Here is a 24,034-nt window from a genome sequence, read left to right on the forward strand (position 1 = left end):
CTCAGATTGCCAGAAATGCCCTGTGAACATCCGTCGAACCGGAAAGTTCCGGGTGGAAGGCAAGACCCAGGAGATTGTCCTCCCTGGCCATGACGATACTCCCCTCCAGTGATGACAGTTTGCGGCATTTTCCCCAGACTTCCACAATAGCAGGTGCCCTGATAAATACACCCCTGAATTGATCGGAAACACCGTCTATTTTGAGCACTGCCTCGAACGACTCCCTCTGTCTGCCGTAGAAGTTTCTGTCGACCTTCATGTCCATGAGGCCGAGAAGTCTGGTCTCTGTCTTTTCCACCTGTTCATCCCCCTTCTTTGCAAGCAGTATGCATCCCGCGCATGTTCCCATAACAGGCATTCCCTCCTGCGCACTTTTTACGATGATGCGGAATAGGCCTGACTTCTGGAGAAGTTTTGAAATTGTGGTGCTCTCACCGCCCGGTATGATCAGCCTGTCGACATCGGTCATATCCTCGATCTTCCTGACGTTTGCCGCACTTCCGCTGATTCCGAGTTCACGCATCGCCTTTTCCGATGCACTTATGTGTTCACTGACGTCTCCCTGAACCGCAACGACACCGACCTTCATCGTACTGACTGAAAGAGAGGAGACTTATTGCCTTTATTGTCGCAATTGCTTTTTTCAGCAAAGAATTTCGATATCCCGGAAAGAGAAAATAATTAACCCCGCCGTTATGTCAGGACAGCCATGAACCAGAACAGCGGAAGAGAGAGCTGTGTCTTCTGCCAGATAATTGACGGGAAGGCGCCAGGATACCGCGTCTATGAAGACGACAACATATTTGCTTGTCTGGACAAATTCCCCATCACCGCGGGGCATACGCTGGTCATGCCGAGGAAGCATGTTCCGACGCTCGTGGACCTTGACGAGCGCCTGACATCGGAAATGTTCAACCTCTGCAGGAAGATCGGCAGTTCATTCTATGCAATGAATTACAGCGGCGTCAACTATTTCGTCAACGAAGGAGCAGACGCTGGACAGGTGATATTTCATGTTCACTGCCATGTGATACCAAGGAATCATAACGACGGGCTGGATTTCAGAGTAAGGCGAAACAGGATGACGGACGGTGAAATGAGCCAGGCTGCAGACCGCATACGAGGTGGCATCGGCAAGGTAGATGCAACCGTGAGCGACTGACTTCACCGCCACGTACCCATGAAGCGCCGGATAGCGCTGCCCGCACCGATATCAGGAATCAAATGCATTCAGTCAGGTTTAAATCACATGCGATTTATTCAAATTCGGGATCAGACAGAAAAGGCGAATTCCGGTTTCATACCGGTTGTGCCCGACACGCAACACCCCGGGCGGATTTGGACATCGGGCACATGCGAAAAGTTGAGTGATGCGCTTGAAGGATGTTTCATTGAAAGGAGTGGTGGAGTTCACAAACGAAAAACCGTTTGATATTCTCGGCATGCATGAGATCAGCACTTCTTTAAGTGAGATCAGATGCTACCTGCCGACATCAACGGAGGCGTGGGTGGAAGACAACGAAGGGAGAATAGTCACCAGACTGACTCGGCTAGAAGATACAGGAATATATTCTGCGACAATTGACAGCGGCAGTCTGCCGCAGAACTACCTGGTCTGTTACAGGGATGCCAGCGGTTATGTGGAAAGGAGACACGATCCATACAGCTTCAGGCCGCAACTGTCGGATTTCGACATATATCTCTTCAGGAAAGGAGAATTGCTGGAGTCGTACAACTCGTTCGGGGCGCATCCTCTGAATGCCGGCGGTATCGGCGGCGTGAGATTCGTCGTGTGGGCACCAAACGCAAAGGCTGTTTCGGTCGTCGGCAATTTCAACCACTGGACAGAAGGAATGCACCCCATGCAGAACGTCGCCGACTCCGGGATTTGGGAATTGTTCGTGCCTGATATCGGTGCCGGCGAACTGTATAAATTTGCAATCAGATCCAGCGCCGACGGCAATGTAAGGATTCGAACAGATCCTTACGCGTTCCAGACGGAAATGAGACCGAGGACCGCCGCCATTGTCGCCGATCTTTCGTTCGGCTGGTCAGACCACGACTGGATTGGCAGGAGAAAGGGAGGGAATCGGAGGGAGGAAGCCGTTTCCATATATGAAATACATTTCGGATCGTGGAAAAAGCCTGCCGGAGACAATTTTTTCAAATACAGGGAAATAGGAAAGGAAATGATAGCGTATGTGAAAGCTCTTGGCTTCACCCACATAGAATTGCTTCCGGTCATGGAGCATCCGCTGGATGCGTCCTGGGGGTACCAGGTCATAAACTATTATGCCCCAACCTCAAGGTACGGCGGACCCGGCGACCTGATGTGGTTTGTCAACGAATGTCATCTCAACGACATCGGTGTGATTCTCGACTGGGTTCCTGCCCATTTCCCGGATGACGAGTACGGCCTTTCGATGTACGACGGGACACATCTCTACGACCATATGGATCCGAGGAAGGGAAAGCATCCTGACTGGGGCACAAATATATTCAATTATGGAAGGAACGAGGTACGGAACTATCTCATATCAAATGCGCTCTACTGGGCAGACAAATATCATGTGGACGGGTTGAGGATAGATGCTGTTTCATCAATGCTCTATCTTGATTATTCCAGAAAGGAGGGGGAGTGGCTGCCAAACAAGTACGGGGGAAGGGAAAATCTGGAGGCGATAGACTTCATCCGAACGCTCAACGGCACGATGCACGAACGTTTTCCGGGAGTGATGGTCATAGCTGAGGAGTCGACCGCCTGGGGCGGCGTTACGGGAAACACCGCGTACGGCGGACTTGGCTTTGACTTTAAGTGGAACATGGGCTGGATGCACGATACGCTGGAATATTTTTCAAAGGATGCTGTTCACAGGAAATACCATCAGAGGAATCTCACGTTCTCTGTCTGGTATGCATTCAGCGAGAGTTTTATACTCCCGCTTTCCCACGACGAGGTTGTCCACGGCAAGGGATCGATGATAGGCAAGATGCCCGGAGACTACTGGCAGAAGTTTGCAAATCTGAGGTTGTGCTATGCCTATATGTTCGGAAGCCCCGGCAAAAAACTGCTCTTCATGGCAAATGAGTTCGGGCAGTGGCTTGAATGGAATGAAAATGTCCAGCTCGACTGGGCCCTCCTTGGTTTCGACATGCACCGAAAACTTTCCGTCTTTGTCAGCGACCTCAACAGGATGTACAGATCGTCGAGACAGCTTTTTGAACTCGACTGCAATTCCTCAGGATTTCAGTGGATCGATTTCAGCGATTCCGACAACAGCGTGATTTCATTCATCAGGCACTCGAAAGACAGGAAAAACAGTCTTATTTTCATTTACAATATGACACCCGTGCCCCGGTATGACTACAGGATAGGTGTTCCGTGGAAAGGGCATTACACCGAGCTGCTGAATTCTGATGCAGCCGAATACGGAGGCAGCGGAATGGGCAATTATGGAGGCACAGGCAGCGAGGAAGTTCCCATGCATGGGCACCGTCAGTCGCTCAGGATCGTCCTTCCGCCGCTGGCCGCAGAGGTGTTCAGGTACGAGGGGAAGTAAGCATGCCAAAGCAGGAAAACTCCATTGTCATTACAGACATTGAGCCGCGCGTCGACTGCGGAAGCTATCCGTCAAAAAGCAGGGTTGGTCTGCCTGTGAAAGTGAAAGCAAAAATATTCAGGCATGGGACGGAGATTCTTTCGGCCGAAGTCATATACCGGGACAGCAGCAGAAACTGGAGTTCCGTTCCCATGCAGGGTTCCGGAGAGGATCTCTGGGAAGCGGCTTTTACGCCTGCCAGGAATGACGTGTATCGCTTCACTGTCCAGGCGTGGGTGGACAGATACGCCACATGGGCCAGGGATTTGTCCAAATGGCTGTCCTCCGGAGAGGATGTATCCGCTGATCTGAAGGACGGGATAAAGCTGCTCGGCGACATATCGTCGAGGGCAAAGGGAGACAGGGACAAATTCAGGACCATCATTGCGGATCTGAGCACCCTGCCGGCAGAGGATGCGGTACGCCTTGCGACGGATGAATCGACCCTTGCGCTTGTGCGCAGATACCAGCTGAGGAGCGAAGCCGCAAGGTTTGAGCCTGAAATTGAAATAATCGTTGACAGGGAAAGGGCTGTTTTCTCATCATGGTATGAACTCTTTCCAAGATCCCAGTCGGGCATACCGGGCAGGCACGGCACATTCGTCGACTGCGAAAAATCGCTTGATTATGTGAAGTCCATGGGCTTCGATGTCGTATATATAACGCCGATTCATCCCATCGGAAGGACCAGCAGGAGAGGGAAAAACGGCTCGACGGCTGCGGAAGTTTCTGATCCAGGCAGCCCATGGGCGATCGGGAGCCCCGAGGGGGGGCACAAGTCAATTAATCCGCTCCTGGGCACAATGGCCGATTTCAGGCACCTCATAAAGACCGCTGAATCGAAGGGGATGGAGATAGCGATGGATATTGCGTTTCAGTGCTCTCCGGACCATCCCTATGTCACAGAGCATCCGGAATGGTTCTACAGAAGGCCGGACGGGACCATCCGGTACGCTGAAAACCCGCCCAAGAAATATTACGACATATACCCCCTGAATTTCGACACCCGCGACAGGGAGGGGCTATGGCAGGAGCTTAAGAGCATTTTCACCTTCTGGATTGAAGCCGGAATAAGGATATTCAGAGTGGACAATCCCCACACGAAGCCTTTTCCCTTCTGGAGGTGGGTCATCGGCGAAATCAGGAAGAACAGGCCGGACGTGATTTTCCTGGCCGAGGCTTTCACGCGTCCTGATGTGATGTACGAACTTTCGAAGATAGGCTTCACCATGTCGTATACATACTTCACATGGAAGAACTTCAACTGGGAGATAGAGGATTATTTCAGCGAGCTGTCAAACAGCGATAAATCCAGGTTCTTCAGACCTATGCTGTTCACAAATACCCCTGACATACTGCCTTTTGTCCTTCAGAACGGTGGAAAGCCTGCTTTCATGTCCAGGGCGCTGCTTGCATCAACGCTTTCACCGCTGTGGGGGATATACAGCGGATTCGAGCTGTGCGAAAACAGTGCGCTGGAGGGAAGGGAGGAATACATGGATTCCGAAAAATATGAGCTGAAGAACAGGAATGCCGACGCACCGGGAAACATAAGAGAGTTCATTTCTACGCTGAACAGGATAAGAAGGGAGAACCCTGCCCTTCAGGAACTCGGCAATATTGAATTTCACAGGATGGAGAATCCGAATCTTGTCTGCTATTCAAGGATATCTGAGGACAGGAAAAATATACTGCTGGTTATAGTGAACGTCAACCCGTTTGAAAGACAGGCGGCATTTGTGAACATACCATGGGAAAAACTCGGTATTAAGGGAACAGGAAAATTCTATGTCACTGATGCGATTACAGGCGAAAGGTACGAATGGAACGAGGGCGCGAACTACGTTGAACTTGTCCCGGGCATCAGGCCGGGACACATCCTGAAGGTGGGGATTTGATGGTTATCGACAGCAATCCGCTCTGGTACAGGGATGCCGTTTTCTACGAGCTGCACATCAAGTCTTTTTTCGATTCCAACAACGACGGCATAGGGGACATCAACGGGCTAAGGCTTAAGCTTGATTACCTTGCCGAACTAGGAGTCAGCTGCATCTGGCTCCTCCCGTTCTACAAATCGCCTATGAAGGACGACGGCTACGACATCTCCGACTACTATTCGATACAGCCGGAGTACGGAACGCTTCAGGATTTTGACAGGCTTGTAGGCGATGCGCACTCAAAGGGCATCAGGATAATAGCTGACCTTGTTCTTAACCACTGTTCGGACCAGAATCCGTGGTTCAGGGAGGCGATTTCGGACATTCACGGCCCGAAGAGGAACTGGTTTGTATGGAGCGACACCGACACCAGATACAAAGGCGTGAGGATAATATTCGTCGATACCGAAACATCAAACTGGGCATGGGAACCCAGGACAAAACAGTATTACTGGCACAGATTTTACAGCCATCAGCCGGACCTCAACTACGACAACCCCGAGGTCAGGGAGGAAATCAAGAAGGTTATGCGCTTCTGGCTCGACAGGGGACTTGACGGCTTCAGGTGCGACGCAGTACCCTATCTCTTCGAACGTGAAGGGACAAACTGCGAAAATCTGCCCGAGACGCATGCATACCTGAAGGAGATACGCAGGATGATTGACACAGATTATCCCGGCAGGATACTGCTTGCAGAGGCAAACCAGTGGCCCACCGAGGCAAAGCAGTATTTTGGCGACATGGATGAATGCCACATGGCATTCAACTTCCCTCTTATGCCCAGGATATTCATTGCGCTGGCAAAGGAGGATTATTTCCCCATTGTAAACATAGTGAAGCAGACGCTTCCCATTCCTGAAAAGTGCGACTGGGGCATATTCCTGAGAAACCATGACGAACTTACGCTCGAAATGGTCACTGACGAAGAAAGGGACGTTATGTATTCAGAATATGCACGGCATCCGAAGATGCGTCTAAACCTCGGCATAAGGAGGAGGCTTGCGCCGCTTGTCGACAACGACAGGGCAACGCTTGAGCTGCTGCATGCGCTGATCTTTTCACTGCCCGGCTCACCGATACTGTACTACGGTGACGAAATAGGAATGGGCGACAACATCTTCCTGGGAGACAGGAACGGCGTCCGGACACCGATGCAATGGTCATACGACAGGAATGCCGGTTTTTCAAGGGCCGATACGGAACAGCTCTTTTCCCCTCCGATAACAAACCCCAACTACCATTACGAGAGCGTGAACGTGGAGTCTGAGAGCAGGCTGAATACCTCCCTCCTGCACTGGGTCAGGAAGATCATACGCGTGAGGCAGAAGTACTCGAAGGCGTTCGGCAGGGGAGAGATTCAGTTTCTTGAGAATGGCAACCGCCATGTCCTCGCCTATCTGAGAAAGTACGAAGAGGAAAAGATACTCTGCATATTCAACATTTCAAGGAAGCCGACATTCCTGGAGCTTTCACTGAAGGAATACAGCGGCTACACCCCTGTCGAAATCATAACAGATGTGCCGTTCCCTGCAATCGGCGAATTGCCTTATTTCTTTACACTCCATCCCAGATCCTTCTTCTGGCTCAGCCTCAAAAAAGAAGACAGGGATGGTCAGCAGTGACCCTGCGCTGCACGGATATCCTGGACAGGGAACAGCTCCAGCAGCTGCAGAAAGCAATTACAAGGGAAAGATGGTTTGGAAGCAAGACCAGGCAGCTGGAAAATGTTGATTTCTACGATTGCGCCTTTGGAATGCCCGGCGACAACCTCTTCATTCCCGCAATACTGAGATTCACGTTCAGCGACGGCGGCACTGAACTGTACCACGTGCCCATCGCCATAAGCGAAAACAGTGAAAATGAAAATAACTCCTGGCTGACTTTCTCGAAGGAAGGCAAAAAATACAGCGTGGGGGACGCACTGGGCCATGCCGGTTACATAAGAAGTTGGCTCGAAGCGGCAAAACACAGCGGCAGGATCGGTTTCATTTCCGGAAGAGTTGAATTCGAGACAACTCCCGAATTTGAACAGCTTAATATCGATCTTAACGACGAAATAAATCCGATGGGGAGAGAGCAGAGCAATTCCTCATTCCTCATCGGAAGGAGGGCTGTCTACAAGAGCTTCAGGAAGCTGAACAGTGGCGTCAACCCTGATTTCGAGGTGCCGCGGTTTGTTGCGGAGAGGTCGAAGAGGAAAATCGTTCCCGCACCGCTGGTTTACTGCCGATACGTCGGCGGCGGTGAGTACTCGCTGGGCTGCCTTTCGGAGTTTGTTGAAAACGAGGGCGACTGCTGGTCATACCTCACCTCCAGAATCGCTTCGCTTGTTGGCGAAGGGGCCAGCACGCCTGATTCGGAGATGGCAGGCGCCGTTGAAGAACTCGCCGCAGTAACATCCGACCTCCATAACACCCTCTCAGCCGGTACGGGAAAGGCCGATTTTGAGCCCGAGCCGATAACGGAGCAGGATATCGGCCTCTGGATGAGCGAGTTTGAGTCCGTCAGGGCGGATGCGCTTGCAACACTCAGGGCTGCGATGCCGCTTCCTGACGGGGAGACCAGCATTCTTGCGGGGAAGGTAGCCGCCTTATACGCAGAGGGGAGTCGTCGGGCCGGTGACATGAGAGATGCGATTGCCTCCCTGTTGAAGGGACGGAAATACAAGATAAGGATACATGGGGATTATCACCTCGGACAGGTCCTGAAATCAGGAAAGAGCTTCATTGTGATAGATTTTGAAGGCGAGCCGATGAGGAGTCTCGAGGAAAGGAGGAAAAGACACTGCGCCCTCAGGGACGTAAGCGGAATGCTGAGGTCCATAGATTACGCCTTCTCGTATGCAGCGATGGCAGAAGGAAAGGATGCGTCGGCAGTGGCTGAGATGTCGCTCCTCTGCCAGAAGATTTTCATCGATGCCTACTGGAAGAATTATTCTCCCGTATGCGAATATCTGCCGGACACCGGGAGTGAGGCTGCCCGGGCAATCGGCTTCTTCATGCTGGAGAAAGCATACTATGAGCTCAGCTACGAACTTAACAACAGGCCCGGTTGGGCCGGCATACCGCTGAACGCAATATTATCGAATGCCGAAGCCGGAACAGGGAACTGTTAAATACAGATTCTGATCGAATAGGTGGAGAATCAGCATGGTCAGGGCTGGGAAAGGGAGGCCATATCCTCAGGGCGTGACGCTTGACGAACATGGCGCCAACTTTGCCGTTTATTCGGAACATGCAACGGGAGTTACGCTCGAACTGTTCGACAGGCACGATGCATCCTCTCCGAAGGAATCCATAGAGCTGAAGGCTGTTGACGGTTACGTCTGGCATGTCTATGTGCCCGGAATCAGTGCCGGTGATCTCTACGGCTACAGGGTTGAAGGACCCTTCAGGCCCGAAGCCGGGCTTCGATTCAACAGGAACAAGCTGCTGATAGACCCGTACGCGAAGGCGCTTACCGGCGTCATAAACTGGAATAACGACATATTCGGATACCAGATGGGCGCGAAGGAAGAAGATCTTACCTTCAACGCCAGCGATGACGCGTCATTCATCCCGAAATGCATTGTCTGCCGCGATGATTTTGACTGGAAGGGTACGGAGAAACCGTCTCTGCCGTGGAACCGTACAGTGATATACGAAACGCACACAAAGGGCCTGACGTTCCGGAGAACGGATCTTGACAGAAGCCTGAGAGGAACATACAGAGGCATTTCTTCCCCCCAGATGATAGCTTATTTCAGAGACCTCGGCATTTCGGCGATTGAACTGATGCCGGTGCACCACAAGGTTGATTCAAAGCATCTTGTGGACAGTGGACTGGTGAACTACTGGGGGTACAGCACCATCGGATTCTTTGCGCCTGACATCAGGTACGCTTCCGGAACTGAAGCAGCAGCCCAGATAACAGAGTTCAAGGAAATGGTGAGGACCCTGCATGAAAACAACATCGAGGTGATACTCGATGTCGTCTACAATCACACCGCCGAGGGCAACCATCTGGGACCGACGCTCAGCTTCAGAGGCATAGACAATCCCACTTACTACAGGCTGAATCCGGACAATCCGAGATACTACATAGACTTCACAGGCACGGGAAACAGCCTGAATGCCAGCCACCCGCAGGTTCTGCAGCTCATTATGGACAGCCTGAGGTACTGGGTGACAGAAATGCAGGTCGACGGTTTCAGATTCGATCTCGCGTCTACGCTTGCCCGGGAGTTTTACGAAGTCGACAGGCTGTCTTCGTTCTTTGATGTCATCCACCAGGATCCTGTTGTCTCGCAGGTGAAACTGATAGCCGAACCGTGGGATGTCGGTCCCGGAGGATACCAGGTAGGAAACTTCCCCATACTGTGGGCCGAATGGAACGGCAAATACAGGGATGCAGTCAGGCACTACTGGAAACATGACCGAAACAACCTCGGGGAGTTTGCAACAAGGCTATCCGGATCTCCGGATCTTTACAAGGACAACGGCAGGACGCCTCATGCAAGCATCAACTACATCACCTCGCACGACGGCTTCACACTGAATGATCTCGTAAGCTATTCCGTCAAGCACAACGAAGCCAATCAGGAGGGAAACAGAGACGGCATGGACGACAACATAAGCGAGAATTTCGGGGTCGAAGGCTCATCTGACGACCCGGTCATAAACGAACAGCGGCAGAGGCGGATAAGGAGCTTCCTGATCACGCTTTTCACTTCTCAGGGAGCGCCGATGCTGCTCGGGGGGGACGAAATAGGAAGGACACAGAGGGGAAACAACAACGCCTACTGCCAGGATAACGAAATAAGCTGGTATGACTGGAATCTGGACAGGGAGAAGGCCGCACTGCTTGAATTTACTAAAAGGATGATTAAAATCAGGCTTCATTACCATGTGCTCAGGAGGAGAAATTTCCTGCGTGGGGAACTCATGCCGGGCACAAACATCAAGGATGTGACATGGATAAGACCTGACGGAACGGAGATGAGAACGGAGGACTGGAATTCGGGAAGGGCGGCAATCGGTGTACTGCTATCCGGAAAAGGGATTGAGGACATAGGCTACGAAGGCGAGGAAGTGTCGGAGGATGATCTTTTCATACTCTTCAATCCAGAAAGGAAGCCGGTTGAATTCAATGTTCCCGCCGACTGGTTTTCACAGGAGATACTCATCGACAGCGAAAAGAACAACGCCGGGAGGTATCCCATCCCCATGGACTGGAAGAAGATCACCATCAGGGAAGGGGGAGCAGCCGTACTGCGCGGAAGGAGAAGCTAGAGAAGAAGCGCTGCAAGTGAGAACGGCTTCAGGGAAAACATATCATAGTTTTCTTCCGCATTCAGGCCGCCGAATGCGTTACGGCCGGAATCCAGAAGCATCCTTCTGAACCCTCCATGAACCTTAGTTTCCCTGCTGCCCGTATTGACCAGCACTTTCAGACCGCTTGAATAGGTTATTTCGAGCATGCCCTCGTCAGAAAGGGAGGATTTGACATTCTCTGTGTGCCCGATGATGAACTTCCTGCGTATATCTATGAGCGCCCTGTAATGCTGCATTATTCGAAGATTTGCATCCCCGCCAGTATTCCATTTTAGCTTTGATGCCTCAAACGTGGATAAGGCATTCGGATCAGGCGTCTGCTCCCAGCCAAACCTGCTGAATTCCATTCTTCTGCCCTCCCTGATCGCAGCTGCAAAGGCAGCGTCATCTGTATCGACGAAAAACAGGAACGGCGCCGTCTCACCGTATTCCTCCCCCATGAACAGCATCGGCGTGAACGGGGAGAGCAGCACAAGTCCTGCCGCTGTCTTCAGCCTCTCTTCATCCACAAGCGACGAAAGACGTTCGCCAAACGCCCTGTTTCCTACCTGATCATGGTTCTGAGAAAAGACTATCAGCCTGGAAAATGAACGATTCCCCCATTCAGATCCCCTAAGCCTGTGCAGATAACGGGAATACTGGCCCGTATAGACATAACCATTGCGAAGTGCTCTTAAGACCATATGCGCGCCCGTGTAGTCCCCGTAATAGCCCAGGTGCTCACCGGTCAGCATGGTGTGTATGGAGTGGTGATAATCGTCGTTCCACTGCGCCGTCAGTCCGTAACCGCAGTGTTTTATATCGTTTACGACGCGCGGATCATTCAGGTCGCTTTCGGCGATCAGCAGCAGGCGTCTGCCTGTCGCAATTGAAATCTTCTCCACTTTCTCAGACAATTCCGCAAGTATGTGTTTCGGCGAGTTGTCGATTATACCATGAATTGCATCGAGACGCAGACCGTCAAAACAATAATGTGTAAGCCAGTAGGATGCGTTTTCAAGCATGAAATTTCTGACAGGATCCGAGTACGGACCGTCGTAATTTATGGCCCTGCCCCAGGGTGTGGTGTACCTTTCACTGTAGAACGGCCCGAACTTTGAAAAGTAGTTTCCGACAGGACCCAGATGGTTGTACACGACATCCAGTATTACAGATATGCCGGATTTGTGCATCTCAGACACCAGATGCACAAGATCCTCCGGCCTCCCGTAGCTGTTCTGGGGGGCGTAGAGATAGACACCGTCGTATCCCCAGTTTCTACTGCCGTAGAACTGGGCGACCGGCATAAGTTCGACTGCGTTGATACCCATGTCCACAAGATGAGGTATCTTCTCTTCGGCAGATCTGAATGTGCCTTCACCGGTGAATGTGCCGACATGTATTTCCTCAATAACCATTTCCCCCAGATCCAAACCTGGCGATCTGAATTCCGCCTTCAGTGAACCGGTGTCAACCACCTGGGAGAAACCAAGGACACCGTCTGGCTGGTATCTCGAAGATGGATCAGGAAACGGACCATCCCCATCCAGCACATATGCGTATCTCGCTCCGAAGTGCTTCCCCTCCAGCGCGTACTCCCAGAAACCGTCGTCCAGTGCGTGCATTTCGAATTTTTTTCCGTCGCCCAGAATCAGGAACACACTGCTTCTGAACGGAGCCCACGTTCTGAAGACAGTTCTTTCCGCAGTAGCTTGCGGTCCCATTGAAAAATTGTATTCAGTCATTGACCAGACCCTCCACTTCTTCACTGGCTAACACTGCAACGGGGAAACTGCGGAACATGTCTGCAATATCCACGGTGTCTTCGGTTCCCCGGTTTATCGTGATCTCCGTTCCGTCTCCAAATATGCTGATTACAGATGAAGGATGGTTTTCAGGAAGAATTAGGCTGCATTTCTTCATGTGGCCCGGCAGAAACCTGGGCGCTCCCGTGAATTCCAAATCATATGAAAAGAGAGGCAAACATACGGCGATCCATTTTTTCCCGGTTCGCCTGCAGAACGAAATGAAACTGTCGTTATTACGTGTGAGCTTCACCGGCATGTATTCGCCCTCGACGAACAAGTCCTGATTGTTCTTCCTCAGAGAGAGCAGACGGGCAGTAGTGTAAAATTTGATAAAACCGCTCGTAAAATCGGAGCGTGAACACGATGGCTGTTTTCCCGAGTCGACGAGCTTTCTGTAGCGTGACATGTGCCTGCGGAGGGTTCTGAAATCAGCGGGCCTCCTGTTGTCGGGATCGACGAAACTGAAATTCCAAGATTCACTTCCGCGGTAGATGTCCGGTATACCCGGACAGGTTAGCTTTAGAACAGCGAGGGACAGCGATTTGAGATAACCCCTGAAAGCTATCCTTTCATGAAAGCCGGAGACTCCGTTGCTGCGATCTGCATCAAACTCCTTCAGAGCACGACGGGCAAATTCAATGCACGCCTTCTCATAAGCGGGACATGGCGAATCCCATGAAGTATTGACCGATGCTTCCCTCATTGCCTTCACAAGATAGGCTGAAAGTCTCCTGCTGTACTGCCTGCGTTCATTTTTCGTGAACGGAAAGGAGCCTGCTATTGCCTGATATATCCGGTACTCGTCATTTCTATCCGGTGCGATCGCTCCGTTCGCCTTCCTTCTGAACTTTCTATTCCGGGCAGACCATTTTATTACATTCCTTATCCAGAGGTCCGGCAGTTCGGAGAGCACGCTGATCCTCATCCTGAGGTCCTCTCCGATTTTTGTATCGTGCGTGGAGGTTGCGTTTATCGAATAAGGGGATTCGCGAAAGCGCCTGAGCACCTTTTCATGAAATGCGCTTACGGTCATTGCATCTCCATCAGGCGAGTGACCAATGGCATTGACGGAAAGAAGAGCAATCTCCCTGTAAAAAAGAGTGTCCTCGATGCCCTTTGCATAAACTGCCGGCATAAATTGCTGGAGACGGCTTACGGCCGAGAGGCAGCCACTGTCCAGGGGGGACTTCTGCAGCACCCGTTCAATGCAGCTAAGTGCAGGCAAGAGACAGGGGCGGTGCCTGGCGGCAGCCCTGATTGCCACGTTCATGCGTGACTTCCCGTTTTCATTAACATCCTCGGCGGAAGAAAGAGCAACGTACGTCCGGTATACCGGTATTCTGGCAAGCATTTCCACAACAGCCTCCCCCATTTCCGTGCCTGTAGGGTAATCAGAAATACCTGCAGCCCTGGCCTGAGACAGCATTCTGGCTGAAATTACTTCTATATCACCCTGAAAATACCTCGCCATTATTTCCTTCTTCAGCGACACAGTCTCCTCGTCTCCGCCCGGCCGCGATTTAGTCAGATAACGGTAGAATTTGCGAATCCTGCGAACACCGTCGCTTTTGTGCAAAAGCAGGTTTGACCAGTTCAGGAAATCATATCCGGTAGTTCCCTCTGCGTTCCAGTCATGCGGCAGCACTTCATTGCCTGAAAGGATCTTTTCCACCACGATGTACCTGTTACCGGTAGCCTTCCTGAGTCTTCCGAGGTATTCGGCAGGTTCGGATATTCCGTCGATATGGTCCACCCTTGTGCCGGCGAACAATCCGTCCCTGCACAGTTCGGCCAGCCGGCTGTTTACGGTGGCGAAATTCTCCTCATCCTCTATGCGGCAGCATATCAGGTCGTTGACAGCAAAGAAACGTCTGTAATTGATTTCGCTTCTCGAACTTTGCCAGTGACGTGGCACAAAATTCTGCAGCTGCATCAGACGTCTTATGGCATTAACGTCTGAATTTATTTTCTTGACGGCATTTTCAAAAGCAGCGTATTCCATGCCTCCCGGAATCAGACTCGAAATTAAGCTGACAGACACGCCAGTTTCTGAAGAAAGCTCATCCAGAGGAATACTGCAGAGAGCAGGGATGTTGTAGCCTTTCATTGCTCCTGTAACTATTGAATATGTCAGAGAGGAGGCGGGCAGTTTGAATCCTCCGATATCAACGAGCATGGGATAGGATGCACACAACTTCACCTGCCTGTGCCTGATCAAATCGTCCACTGAGCGGTTGAAAAAAGGAGCGATGAGCTTGTCGCGAATGACAGCATTCGGATGATTCCACTCAATGTCAAAGAAATTCCGATACACGGACTTTCTGCCATGGATCAGGACATCGGTAAGAATCTCGTTTGCAGGATCGAAAGCCATATGGTTCGGAACGATGTCCTGAACCCAGACTATCCCATTGTCTTGCAGCGCATCAATGAGTCTGCGCAATGAACGTTCTCCGCCTAGCTCTTCTCTTACCCTGCTGTGATTGGTTACATCATAGCCATGACTGCTCAATCTCCTTGACTCAAAAATCGGTGAAGCGTAAATTGCGGAGATTCCCAATCCTGAGAAATAATCCACAAGAATCGCGGCATCTGCGAATCCGAATTCCGGGGTGAACTGCAGCCTGTACATGGAGTTGAACGGTGGCTTTACATTCCTGTGCGTGCTATCGACTCGTGCTTTGGCGTAAGCATGTCCGGCACACACTGCGTGAAAAGTTATCACCGCAGTTTCAAATGAGCTCATCTAATAAAAATCTGATTGATGTTTTTACAAATGCCCTTCCATGACTTATTCATCATCCTGCAACACTGCCACAGACCGAAACAGGCAGACATCAAATGCGCTTAAACTCGCGCTTAAACTCGGGCCGGAAACGTCTGCATATGCCAATAGCGACAGCCATCGTGAGCATAAAGTCCCGACTCCCGGATTTGAACCGGGGACCTGCTGATATCAGCGGCTAAAATCGGACTTGCCGACAACACAACTACAGTCAGCCGCTCTTCCAGTCTAAGCTAAGTCGGGTCAGAAGGAATTGCAATTAATATTAATTATTTATTGTGTAACAAAGCGGCTTTTCAGTTGAAATGTAGCGAAAGAACTCTCTGCACACCTTGGGAACGCGGAATTTCTGCCAGACTCATTTGGGAGACAGCGGGACGGCAAAATATGCCTGAACAATTTGCTGAAATCACTCATGCCGGCAAAATTCAGCCACACACTCCATAACACCGGAATGCAGTGATATCTGATGGTTTCCGTTTCATATCGACGTGACCGCTGTCTGCGTTCAAGACAGAGAGGCAATATCGGTCCGAGGAAGGAACACGGGTAACCGCGGAGATTGCGTGTCAGTGGATTGTGGAACGCCGGCTGTCTCCCGACAGGTTACTCCTGCCAATACATGCTGCTGCTCTCAAAAGATTTCAGCATGGTGTAGAGGCGTATCACGCTTCTGCTGCTTTGCTGAAACAGCAGCATCTGTCTGGTGCCATAAGAAGCGGAGTGGACATCGCGGTGGGGAGAAACATTTAACCGCTGGAAACTTAGGAGGTGAAGCATGCAGTGGCCGCACGATGAAAGAGGCATTCCCCGGAAAGACTCATTTCACATCAACCCGGGCAAATTCATCGCACTGAGCGTATTCCACAAATGAGAGTTTTTTCACAAAGCCTTTTGCAAGTGAAATATTAAATATGCCTTTCGTATTTGTCTGACATAAGAGGTCTAATAGACCTGCGAGTGATTGTAGTGGACGAACAGGATCTTGAGAAAGTAACAATAAGGTTGCCGCCCCGCTATCTTCAGGCGCTTGACTTCCTGGTCAAGGTAGACGACTTTCCGTCCCGTTCTGAAGCCATCAGGAGTGCGGTCAGAGACCTGATATATCAGCGTGTAGAGACTGTAATGGATAAGCTGAAGAAACTATCCGAAGCTGACAGGACACTTGCTGAACTTGAGGAGTTTGAAAGAAAATTTCTCAACAAGTGAGAAAGGGAACCCAAAGGAGGGAAGTTTGAGCCCTGATGGATGGGATGCGCTCTGAGGGACTCAGATTACAGTTCAGAACCCTCTTTATTTTTTTATTCGCCCTCGATGCTTCGATGGTTCTCTGATGCTCAGCCGATGTAGCCCAGATCTTCCTTCCGCTCTGTTCCCGGTTCCTGGCCCTGCTGCGTTTCGAAATCCCTGATTCTCGCAGTGAGCTGGTCTATCTGCTGAGCCTTGTGTCTCAATGCCTCGTAGTCTATCTTTACGCCGACGACCTTCACCAGTATATTCAGAACTGCTTCGGCAGCCCTGGGATCCGCAAGATAACCGGAAGTCTCACCCATAAGGCAGACACTCCTCATCCCGTAATTAATTCCAAGGCCAAGAAGAAGTCCGCTCGCTCCGACTATGCCGCTTCCGGGCTCCCCCTTGGAGAAAACGACGCCAAGATTCCTCATTTCCTCCACGAGGTCGAGATCTGTAGCTGCCCCGAGGACCCTGGGTTTCTCTATCATCTTTCCGACTCCATATCCGCCAAGCGTGAATACTTTCTGGACACCGAGTTCGCTTATAAATGCGAGAACCCTGTCGGAAAGCAGATACTGTCCTTCGGGAGAAATTCCCTGGTAATCGCCTACAAGGAAAACAATGTCATTGGCACTGTCCGGCCTTGTCACATAGTAAAATTCGTTTGAAACCAGTTTAACCAGACCGTCGTCATGGACCAGTACCTGGGGGGGAAAATATTTCGAGAAGATTTCAGCAAATTTAACTGCCTTGAGCTGGTCAATCAGGTGCTCTGCCGCCAGCTTTCCAACGTTCCCGACGCCTGGAAGTCCTTCTATGAAAATCGGATTTTTCAATTTAGGCTTTTCAATGAGTTTTAAATGTATATCGTCCAAGACTCATTCCTCCTTCTCAACCGTTTCTCTGCTTACCTTCTCAATGAGCGCCCTTCTGTAGGCAGCGTACTTGTCCCCGGGGGAATATCTCATCGGGATAGTGGTCCTCGTAACGTTACCGTCCACAGGACATTTTTCTGACATTGTATATGCACCGCATTTCGGACACTTGAATATCAGGCTTCTCAAACCGATCAGCTCATTCTCCCATCGGGGCGTGCTTATTTCCGGGGCATTTTCTATTAACCCGGGTATAACTATTTTAATCTAGCTGTAGTCAAAGCGGTCCAGCATTTTTCCCGCTGCCGGATGATCCTGCAAGCTGAGGGATCTACTGACTTCTTGTGAATTTGGCTGCACCGCCCAGCTTTGTCATTGTCTTTACCGCTTTCTCAGAACTCTTTCTGATCTCTTCCTCGGCTTTCTTGTAGTCTGATGCGGTAACGAGCAGCCTGTATTTCGGGGCACCGATGTACTGGACTGTGACCTCAAAATTTTCACCGCTGTTCAGCGCTTCTTTGAGGGCGCTCTTTATATCCTCAACACCTTCGGGTTTCTGTGTCGTGAGCTCAAGCAGGCCGTCTATTGTCACTGAAGGGGGGGTTATGTTTTCCTTGGCTATCTTTTCAAACGGCTCGACCCAGTCACCGCTGAAACCGGCCTTCTTCAGGGCAGCCTTTTCGCCTGCGGCAGCCTCATATGCCGCATACAGTGTTCCGAATTCTTCGATCAGCTTGAGGCCGGTCTCCTGGTAGAATGCTGCTGGTTCTCTGCCCAGCTTTTCGGCCAGTATATCCAGTATCTTCCTGGCTTTGTTCTCGTTCTTCCACTGCTGTATCTTCTCTCTTCTCTGGTGGTCGTTCACCTGCTTCAGGCTAAGATTCACATGCCCTTTGCTGCGATCCACCTCGATGACCTTGCATACGGTCTTCTGCCCCTCCTTCACGTAATCCCGGATGTACTTCACCCAGCCGGTGGCGATTTCGCTCACATGGATGAAGCCCTCCCTGGAACCGTATTCGTCAAGGGAAACAAAGGCACCGAAGTTCTTGACGCTCTGAACAGTGCAGACTACCAGCTCGCCTTCTTCCGGATATTCAGGAACTGACGGCATCGTCCACGGCCCTCAAAACCTCTCCGCGAAAATTAGCTGTTCCTCCGGTAGGCGTTGCAAGCGTGCTTCCGCATATCCTGCAGGTAACTACAGTGGTCGCTCTTTCGAATGCAATCTGCTCGGAACTGCAGTCCGGGCATTTTATGACAACGAATCTTGCTCTCTTTCTGTTACCGGGCATTGCTGTCTCACTCCGTAAGTTCGAATTTTCTTGCCCTGAATCCGGACACGGGATACGCCTTCTTGCAGGTCTTGCATCTGTATCTCAGCGCCACCCTCTTGGTCGGCTTTTCCCTCCCCTCCGGCTTCGGCCTGGGAAAACCGCCATAACCGCTTGTGACTCTCCGGAACCTTCTCTGGCCTGCCCTGAGTTCGGAAGCTTTTCTCTTTCTGACCCTCTCGACGTCATGAGGCGTGTGACCCTTGCAGTAAGGGCAATAAGCCTGTATGATCTTTGGCATCTTCAACTGTTACAGCTCCATCTAACTTTGTCATTTCAAAGATTCACCACATATAAAATGATTATCGATTCAAGGACGGTTCATATCGGCTGCCTGTCAGTCGCACTCTGCGTCCTGTCCTGCCATCAGCCCATGGCACGATACTGCAATTGTCTTAGTCCGGGCCGCCGAATATATAAATACACATGAATATAGAAAGAAATTTATATCCGCGACTGTTTAAATCAGAATGAGTCTGATGCCAAGCAGGGGTTTTACAAAGCAGGATGAAATGCTCGTTGAGTATCTGATTAACACCGGAATGGCAAAAAACATTGCAAAGACGCTTGTTTTCCTGAAAAAGAAAAACGAAACCACCTCTGTGGAGATAGAGACATCCACTGCCCTCAGGCAGCCCGAAGTATCCATAGCAATGCAGGATCTGAGGAGAAGGAAGTGGGTCGTGAAAAGGGATATCAAGAAGGAAGGAAAGGGGAGACCGGTTCACTCATACAGACTCGCATTACCGTTTGAATCCATCATAAAACAAATAGAAGACGAAGAGGCCAGGCGTATTCAGAAAATTGAATTGAACCTGAAGAGCCTCCGCGACTACAGCTCCAGGTGAGCGCTCAGGAAGCGTTCCTCCTCAAGATTTTTGCACCGCTCTCCGAGCCGACGACTACAGCGTGCGCAATGCCTACAAAGAGACCGCATTCAACTGTTCCCGGTATGCTGTCAATGTCCCTTTCCAGCTTGAGCGGATCGGCTATACTGTCAAACTTGCAGTCTGCGATGTAATTTCCGTTGTCCGTTACATATACTGCCCGGCCTGATTCCCTGAGCACTGCATCAGCACCCAGTTCCGATAAATGATTCAATGTGCACCTGCTTCCGAATTTCAGTATTTCCACCGGGACGGGCTGGCCATGCCCCAGGATGTCGACAATTTTCTGTTCATCGACAACTATTATCTCCTTCCGGGTTGAGGCTGCAACGATCTTCTCCCTGACCAGTGCACCGCCTCTTCCCTTTATCAGGTTGAGAGATCTGTCAACCTCATCCGCTCCATCAATAGTCACCTCAATGTCGTCATGTTCATCCAGTGAGCTCAGCGTGATTCCGAGTTTGCGTGCGAGATCCGCCGTGGCATCTGAAGTCGGGATGGCGATTATTTCCATGCCTTCCGAAACAAGTTTTGAAATGGCAGTTGTTGCGTAGTTTGCGGTTCTGCCAGTACCGAGGCCGACGACCATTCCGCTCCTTACAAATTCACCGACGGCTGTTTCAGCGGCAATTCTCCTCTGTTTTTCAATCTGCGACGATTCCGTCTACATCACCGCATTGACGGCCTTTACGAGTTCCTCTACAACATACATGTTAATCTGGCTGCCCAGGTTGGCTGTCGCCTTTGAACTGTCTCCGATTATCCCTTCGGTCATGTATCTGCTCTTATGCCTGGGGATAAAAAAATCAGGCGTCTGGTCCTTTCCCTTTGGCCGGCTGTCCGATACAAGGGAGGGCCTGAATGCAAGCACCCTGCTAGTTTCAATTACGCCGCCATGGCCGTCGTCGGGAGGAATGTCCTGCTTGCCTCTCAGTCTGTAGGCAATATCATAATCACAGAGAAGGATAATCTTCGTGTCGCCTGATTCGGCAACTTCTTCACAGGCCGACCTCAGGGCTGACATATGTGTCTGGGCGCCATGCCCCGAGAGGACAACGATCTTCCGTATCCCGTTCCTGACGAGTTCGCTCAATATGTCTTTTGCAACGGCATAGAGTGCTTGGTAACTTATCGAAATCGTTCCGGGATAATCACGCAGTGACGTTGAAACACCGTAAGGGAGTGCCGGAAGTACTATGCCATTGACCCTCTGGGCTACAAGATTGCATACCTCCCTTGCCTGGATTGTGTCGGAACCCAGGGGAAGATGGCTGCCGTGTTCCTCTGTTGCCCCTACTGGCAGGAAGACAACGGGATCTTCCTTCACCCTCTCTGCAAATGACTTTAGATTCAATTCCTCATACAGCATAGTCATGGAAATCACACAGCCCGATTCATACCGGCCTGCTGCCGCTTTCGGCCGCCACTTTCCTTACGCCCACGCTCAATAGCTCTGTGCCGCACACAGGACACCTGCCATGCATAAGATGCTCGTTGCCGATTTCCTTCAATGATTTTTTCAGTTCATCCAGTCTGTCATCCTGGATGCTCTTGTTGCACCTGGGGCAGTACATTGTTACCTGATTTGTTCACTCATTGATAAATGCATTGTTTTTAAACCTGCAGCGCATAAATGTACCGTCGGCATGAAGCTAGCTGCGTTGTTTTCCGGGGGAAAAGACTCGCTGTACGCAATGTACATAATGCTGCAGAAGGGACACGATATAGATTCTTTGCTGACGGTCATTCCTTCCGATCCTGCTTCGATGATGTTTCACACACCCAATATCGGACTCGCGTCCGCTTCTGCGGAATGCATGGGAATACGGCACCTGACGGTGAAGGCGCGATCCGACCGGGAGCTTTCCTCACTACGGAAACTCATAGAGAATGCTTGCGACAGTGGAGCGGAAGGCATAATCACGGGCGCGATTCAGTCAGATTACCAGTATACCAGAATAGATGAAATCTGTCACGACACCGGGGTCAGATGCTTTTCGCCTCTCTGGAGGAAAGACGAGCTTATGCTGCTCAACGATATCGTTGCCTCGGGAATAAAGGCAATTATCGTCTCCACGGGTGCGGAGGGACTTGACTGGCGATTCCTCGGACGGACAATAGACAACAGGATGATTACAGAACTGGCAGCCATCCATGACAGATACGGCGTGAATCTCTGCGGTGAGGGTGGAGAATACGAAACATTCGTCCTCGATTCGCCGATACACAGGAAAGCCATTAGAATAGCGGAATACAGGAATGTCTCAGGCAACGGCACTTCAATGTTATGCGCCCTAAAAACTGAATTTATTGAAAAGATAGATGGAAATGGATTTTTAAAAATGGTTTGAGGTTCCGGGGCAGGGACTACTTTGCCCTGATAACAGGCAGGGCAGTCGGAATGTTTTCCTTGCCGAGCACATCAATGTAATACTTCTGTGCTATCTGTTTCTTGTACTCTTCTGTGTAGTCTCTCCTGAATTTGTCGAACCTGAGTTTCTTGCCCGTTTTATCCTCGTATTCCTTTGCAGGTATCGAGTATTTCCTCTGCACTTTGTCCCTGTACATCTCCGGAATCACATTGAAAGCGCAGAAGGGAACAACCCTGCCGTCCGGCATTGCATAGTGTATGTCACACTTCTCAACCCTGTCGACATCGTAGTTGTACGGGTCCATAAAGTGCATGAAGCCCAGGAAGATCGATTTCTTGTGGAAATCCTTAAGGCCGTCATAGTTTCCGCTCATAAGTGCCTTGACGAGCATCCGCCTGATGTGCAGTTCGGGAGGTACCTTGTCGTAATCTATGAACGAGTTGATCTTTGAGATGACCTGCAATCCTGCCTTTGCCCTTGCAATCTTCTTGTTCTTTGCATTATTTATGTCGTCCGCCCTTTCCTGCAGGTAATCGAACAGTCCGTCCACATCGATGAATCTTGTGACCGGGACGAGTTTGCCGTCATCCTGCCTGAACACGTATGTCCCTGCACCGCAGGCAAAGTGTATCGACAGTCTGTACTTGTCCTCACCGGTAAATGCCTCGATGAAATTTGTCAGTTTGGTTGTCGACGGAACTGTGAAGAAATCCTCCTTCCCGATTTCGCCGTTTGTCTGCTCCTCGATCTTTTTGATACATCCGGGGATCGTGATTCTCTGCATTTCTCTCTGTTTCTTCGGCATTCTGCCGACAAGAGAAACAGGCTGGAAATTTACTGCCCTGACGACATCGCTGTTCTTTGCGCCGAATCTCACTATCGATCCAAGCTGATGGTCGTTCACACCGCCTATGACTGTGGGAACCAGAACGACGCCCAGATCTGCCTTCCTGCAGTTGTCGAGAGCCAGAGGTGCCTCGTAGTAGTTCTTTCTGTTGACTTCAGGCGTTACACCGTCAAAGCTCATGTAAACGACGTTCGAGCCCGCTTCCCTGACCGCCTTTACAAGCTCCGGCTTCCTGGAGAAATTCACCGAATCTGTGTTCAGCTGGACATGCTCGTAACCGATTTCTCTGGCAATCTTGATGATGTCGATTATGTCTTCCCTGAGCGTAGGTTCGCCGCCTGTAATCTGAACTGCGTTTGCGCCAATCGGCTTCTCATTTCTCATTTTCAGAAGCATTTTCCTGATCTGGTCAAGGGTCGGCTCGTAGATGGGTTCGCCCTCTTTTGCGTAAAAGAAACAATACCAGCAGGCAAGATCGCACCTGTTGGTGACCACTATGTTGCCCAGTCCGGTGTGTGATTTATGCTTTACACACAGACCGCAGTGCTTCGGGCAGTCGATCTTGGATGCTTTGAAATCAACCTGCGGATTGAGCAGTTTTATGCCGGGATCCTTGTGCCTCTCAGCCGAAATATACATGTCGAAGTCCTCCCAGTACTTGTCCTGGACTACGCCATGTTCCCTGCATTCTTTGACCATGTTGACAAGGCCGTTCTGTGCATAAACAACAGCCGGTACCTTCATGGTATCCCATTTCTTGTCGGCTGTGCATTCTGGGCACAGGCTCATCGTTACCCTGAGCGGCCTCATGTCCCCCGTGAGGAGATGCTTGAGTGCACTCCAGGCCTCAGACCTGGAATTGAACCTTGCATTCGGACTTAATTCAAAGTCAGGTATATCTTCCTCTTCGGAGGCAATTACATGTTCCATTATTGTAGCCATATTCAGCCCGACCTTTCGAATTGAGCTGTTTAATTTAAACATTTTGTAGTTGACGACGCTACTCCGACACCTGAAATCATACCAATGTCAGTCTACTACCTGATGCCCATAAAAACAGATG

The 24,034-nt window shown here is 50.7% G+C and carries 21 protein-coding genes and 1 tRNA gene; 9 read left to right on the forward strand and 13 right to left on the reverse strand.

Annotation, left to right across the window (positions count from 1 at the left end):
• Nucleotide 1: 1 nt before the first annotated feature.
• Entirely contained in the window at nucleotides 2-589 is a 588-nt protein-coding gene (pdxT, locus tag KIS29_02115) for a pyridoxal 5'-phosphate synthase glutaminase subunit PdxT (protein ID MBX8639119.1), read from the reverse strand.
• 120 nt (nucleotides 590-709) lie between these two features.
• Between pdxT and KIS29_02120 the strand changes: the two genes are divergently transcribed.
• From KIS29_02120 to glgX, 6 genes are all read left to right on the forward strand, one after another.
• On the forward strand, nucleotides 710-1,162 hold the full coding sequence (locus KIS29_02120; GenBank protein MBX8639120.1) for an HIT family protein: 453 nt from the start codon (nucleotides 710-712) through the stop codon (nucleotides 1,160-1,162).
• Nucleotides 1,163-1,370: 208 nt separating this feature from the next.
• Complete coding sequence (gene glgB / locus KIS29_02125) at nucleotides 1,371-3,560, forward strand: 1,4-alpha-glucan branching protein GlgB (GenBank protein MBX8639121.1); 2,190 nt, start codon at nucleotides 1,371-1,373, stop codon at nucleotides 3,558-3,560.
• Nucleotides 3,561-3,562: 2 nt separating this feature from the next.
• The gene (locus KIS29_02130; protein ID MBX8639122.1) at nucleotides 3,563-5,497 is read left to right on the forward strand and encodes a DUF3416 domain-containing protein; all 1,935 of its coding nucleotides are present in this window, start codon (nucleotides 3,563-3,565) and stop codon (nucleotides 5,495-5,497) included.
• A 5-nt stretch (nucleotides 5,498-5,502) separates the two neighbouring features.
• Nucleotides 5,503-7,158 (forward strand): maltose alpha-D-glucosyltransferase, encoded by a 1,656-nt coding sequence (gene treS, locus KIS29_02135; GenBank protein ID MBX8639123.1) that lies wholly within the window; start codon nucleotides 5,503-5,505, stop codon nucleotides 7,156-7,158.
• Nucleotides 7,155-8,651: a hypothetical protein gene (locus KIS29_02140; GenBank protein MBX8639124.1), complete on the forward strand. Its 1,497-nt coding sequence runs from the start codon at nucleotides 7,155-7,157 to the stop codon at nucleotides 8,649-8,651. The genes treS and KIS29_02140 overlap by 4 nt, the downstream gene beginning before the upstream one ends.
• Before the next feature lie 34 nt (nucleotides 8,652-8,685).
• On the forward strand, nucleotides 8,686-10,806 hold the full coding sequence (gene glgX / locus KIS29_02145) for a glycogen debranching protein GlgX (GenBank protein MBX8639125.1): 2,121 nt from the start codon (nucleotides 8,686-8,688) through the stop codon (nucleotides 10,804-10,806).
• On the opposite strand, the gene treZ is transcribed toward glgX, so the two are convergent.
• The 3 genes from treZ to KIS29_02160 all read right to left on the reverse strand — a co-directional run bounded on the left by treZ (nucleotide 10,803) and on the right by KIS29_02160 (nucleotide 15,663).
• Nucleotides 10,803-12,572, reverse strand: a complete 1,770-nt coding sequence (treZ, locus tag KIS29_02150; GenBank protein MBX8639126.1) for a malto-oligosyltrehalose trehalohydrolase — start codon at nucleotides 12,570-12,572, stop codon at nucleotides 10,803-10,805. The genes glgX and treZ overlap by 4 nt on opposite strands.
• Nucleotides 12,565-15,381, reverse strand: a complete 2,817-nt coding sequence (gene treY, locus KIS29_02155) for a malto-oligosyltrehalose synthase (protein ID MBX8639127.1) — start codon at nucleotides 15,379-15,381, stop codon at nucleotides 12,565-12,567. Before treY ends, treZ begins: the two co-directional genes overlap by 8 nt.
• A 173-nt stretch (nucleotides 15,382-15,554) precedes the next feature.
• Nucleotides 15,555-15,663 (reverse strand) — tRNA-Tyr (locus KIS29_02160).
• A 684-nt stretch (nucleotides 15,664-16,347) separates the two neighbouring features.
• Here KIS29_02160 and KIS29_02165 point away from each other — a divergent pair.
• The gene (locus KIS29_02165) at nucleotides 16,348-16,629 is read left to right on the forward strand and encodes a ribbon-helix-helix protein, CopG family (GenBank protein ID MBX8639128.1); all 282 of its coding nucleotides are present in this window, start codon (nucleotides 16,348-16,350) and stop codon (nucleotides 16,627-16,629) included.
• A 128-nt stretch (nucleotides 16,630-16,757) separates the two neighbouring features.
• Here the strand turns inward: KIS29_02165 and KIS29_02170 are convergent, their stop codons facing one another.
• The 5 genes from KIS29_02170 to KIS29_02190 form a co-directional block, all read right to left on the reverse strand.
• Entirely contained in the window at nucleotides 16,758-17,531 is a 774-nt protein-coding gene (locus KIS29_02170; GenBank protein MBX8639129.1) for a proteasome assembly chaperone family protein, read from the reverse strand.
• A 3-nt stretch (nucleotides 17,532-17,534) separates the two neighbouring features.
• Nucleotides 17,535-17,720, reverse strand: coding sequence for a ribosome biogenesis protein (locus KIS29_02175; GenBank protein MBX8639130.1), 186 nt, complete (start codon nucleotides 17,718-17,720; stop codon nucleotides 17,535-17,537).
• A 142-nt stretch (nucleotides 17,721-17,862) separates the two neighbouring features.
• Nucleotides 17,863-18,645, reverse strand: coding sequence for a translation initiation factor IF-2 subunit alpha (locus KIS29_02180; protein MBX8639131.1), 783 nt, complete (start codon nucleotides 18,643-18,645; stop codon nucleotides 17,863-17,865).
• Complete coding sequence (locus KIS29_02185) at nucleotides 18,629-18,826, reverse strand: 30S ribosomal protein S27e (GenBank protein ID MBX8639132.1); 198 nt, start codon at nucleotides 18,824-18,826, stop codon at nucleotides 18,629-18,631. The genes KIS29_02180 and KIS29_02185 overlap by 17 nt, the downstream gene beginning before the upstream one ends.
• Nucleotides 18,827-18,833: 7 nt before the next feature.
• Nucleotides 18,834-19,112, reverse strand: a complete 279-nt coding sequence (locus KIS29_02190) for a 50S ribosomal protein L44e (protein ID MBX8639133.1) — start codon at nucleotides 19,110-19,112, stop codon at nucleotides 18,834-18,836.
• A 232-nt stretch (nucleotides 19,113-19,344) separates the two neighbouring features.
• On the opposite strand from KIS29_02190, the gene KIS29_02195 reads away from it, so the two are divergent.
• Nucleotides 19,345-19,713, forward strand: coding sequence for an ArsR family transcriptional regulator (locus tag KIS29_02195; GenBank protein ID MBX8639134.1), 369 nt, complete (start codon nucleotides 19,345-19,347; stop codon nucleotides 19,711-19,713).
• Between the two features lie 4 nt (nucleotides 19,714-19,717).
• Here the strand turns inward: KIS29_02195 and rpiA are convergent, their stop codons facing one another.
• From rpiA to KIS29_02210, 3 genes are read right to left on the reverse strand one after another with little or no spacing between them, the layout of a single operon-like run.
• Nucleotides 19,718-20,401 carry a ribose-5-phosphate isomerase RpiA gene (rpiA, locus tag KIS29_02200; protein MBX8639135.1) on the reverse strand — a complete coding sequence of 228 codons (684 nt, stop codon included), beginning with the start codon at nucleotides 20,399-20,401 and terminating at the stop codon, nucleotides 19,718-19,720.
• 15 nt (nucleotides 20,402-20,416) lie between these two features.
• On the reverse strand, nucleotides 20,417-21,127 hold the full coding sequence (locus tag KIS29_02205) for a creatininase family protein (GenBank protein ID MBX8639136.1): 711 nt from the start codon (nucleotides 21,125-21,127) through the stop codon (nucleotides 20,417-20,419).
• 19 nt (nucleotides 21,128-21,146) lie between these two features.
• Nucleotides 21,147-21,326: a hypothetical protein gene (locus KIS29_02210; protein ID MBX8639137.1), complete on the reverse strand. Its 180-nt coding sequence runs from the start codon at nucleotides 21,324-21,326 to the stop codon at nucleotides 21,147-21,149.
• A 72-nt stretch (nucleotides 21,327-21,398) separates the two neighbouring features.
• Here KIS29_02210 and KIS29_02215 point away from each other — a divergent pair, with 72 nt between their 5' ends.
• On the forward strand, nucleotides 21,399-22,103 hold the full coding sequence (locus KIS29_02215) for a diphthine--ammonia ligase (protein MBX8639138.1): 705 nt from the start codon (nucleotides 21,399-21,401) through the stop codon (nucleotides 22,101-22,103).
• 16 nt (nucleotides 22,104-22,119) lie between these two features.
• Here KIS29_02215 and KIS29_02220 read toward each other — a convergent pair whose 3' ends face one another.
• Complete coding sequence (locus KIS29_02220) at nucleotides 22,120-23,901, reverse strand: radical SAM protein (protein ID MBX8639139.1); 1,782 nt, start codon at nucleotides 23,899-23,901, stop codon at nucleotides 22,120-22,122.
• Nucleotides 23,902-24,034 lie beyond the last annotated feature (133 nt).

This window comes from Candidatus Sysuiplasma jiujiangense, assembly GCA_019721075.1.
Classification (GTDB): Archaea; Thermoplasmatota; Thermoplasmata; order Sysuiplasmatales; family Sysuiplasmataceae; genus Sysuiplasma; species Sysuiplasma jiujiangense.

Coding starts and splice junctions, on each gene's coding strand:
- pdxT (MBX8639119.1), bottom strand. CDS start 589: ATGAAGGTCGGTGTCGTTGCGGTTCAGGGAGACGTCAGTGAACACATA.
- KIS29_02120 (MBX8639120.1), top strand. CDS start 710: ATGAACCAGAACAGCGGAAGAGAGAGCTGTGTCTTCTGCCAGATAATT.
- glgB (MBX8639121.1), top strand. CDS start 1,371: ATGCGCTTGAAGGATGTTTCATTGAAAGGAGTGGTGGAGTTCACAAAC.
- KIS29_02130 (MBX8639122.1), top strand. CDS start 3,563: ATGCCAAAGCAGGAAAACTCCATTGTCATTACAGACATTGAGCCGCGC.
- glgX (MBX8639125.1), top strand. CDS start 8,686: ATGGTCAGGGCTGGGAAAGGGAGGCCATATCCTCAGGGCGTGACGCTT.
- treZ (MBX8639126.1), bottom strand. CDS start 12,572: ATGACTGAATACAATTTTTCAATGGGACCGCAAGCTACTGCGGAAAGA.
- treY (MBX8639127.1), bottom strand. CDS start 15,381: ATGAGCTCATTTGAAACTGCGGTGATAACTTTTCACGCAGTGTGTGCC.
- KIS29_02180 (MBX8639131.1), bottom strand. CDS start 18,645: ATGCCGTCAGTTCCTGAATATCCGGAAGAAGGCGAGCTGGTAGTCTGC.
- KIS29_02185 (MBX8639132.1), bottom strand. CDS start 18,826: ATGCCCGGTAACAGAAAGAGAGCAAGATTCGTTGTCATAAAATGCCCG.
- KIS29_02195 (MBX8639134.1), top strand. CDS start 19,345: ATGCCAAGCAGGGGTTTTACAAAGCAGGATGAAATGCTCGTTGAGTAT.
- KIS29_02205 (MBX8639136.1), bottom strand. CDS start 21,127: ATGACTATGCTGTATGAGGAATTGAATCTAAAGTCATTTGCAGAGAGG.
- KIS29_02210 (MBX8639137.1), bottom strand. CDS start 21,326: ATGTACTGCCCCAGGTGCAACAAGAGCATCCAGGATGACAGACTGGAT.
- KIS29_02215 (MBX8639138.1), top strand. CDS start 21,399: ATGAAGCTAGCTGCGTTGTTTTCCGGGGGAAAAGACTCGCTGTACGCA.
- KIS29_02220 (MBX8639139.1), bottom strand. CDS start 23,901: ATGGAACATGTAATTGCCTCCGAAGAGGAAGATATACCTGACTTTGAA.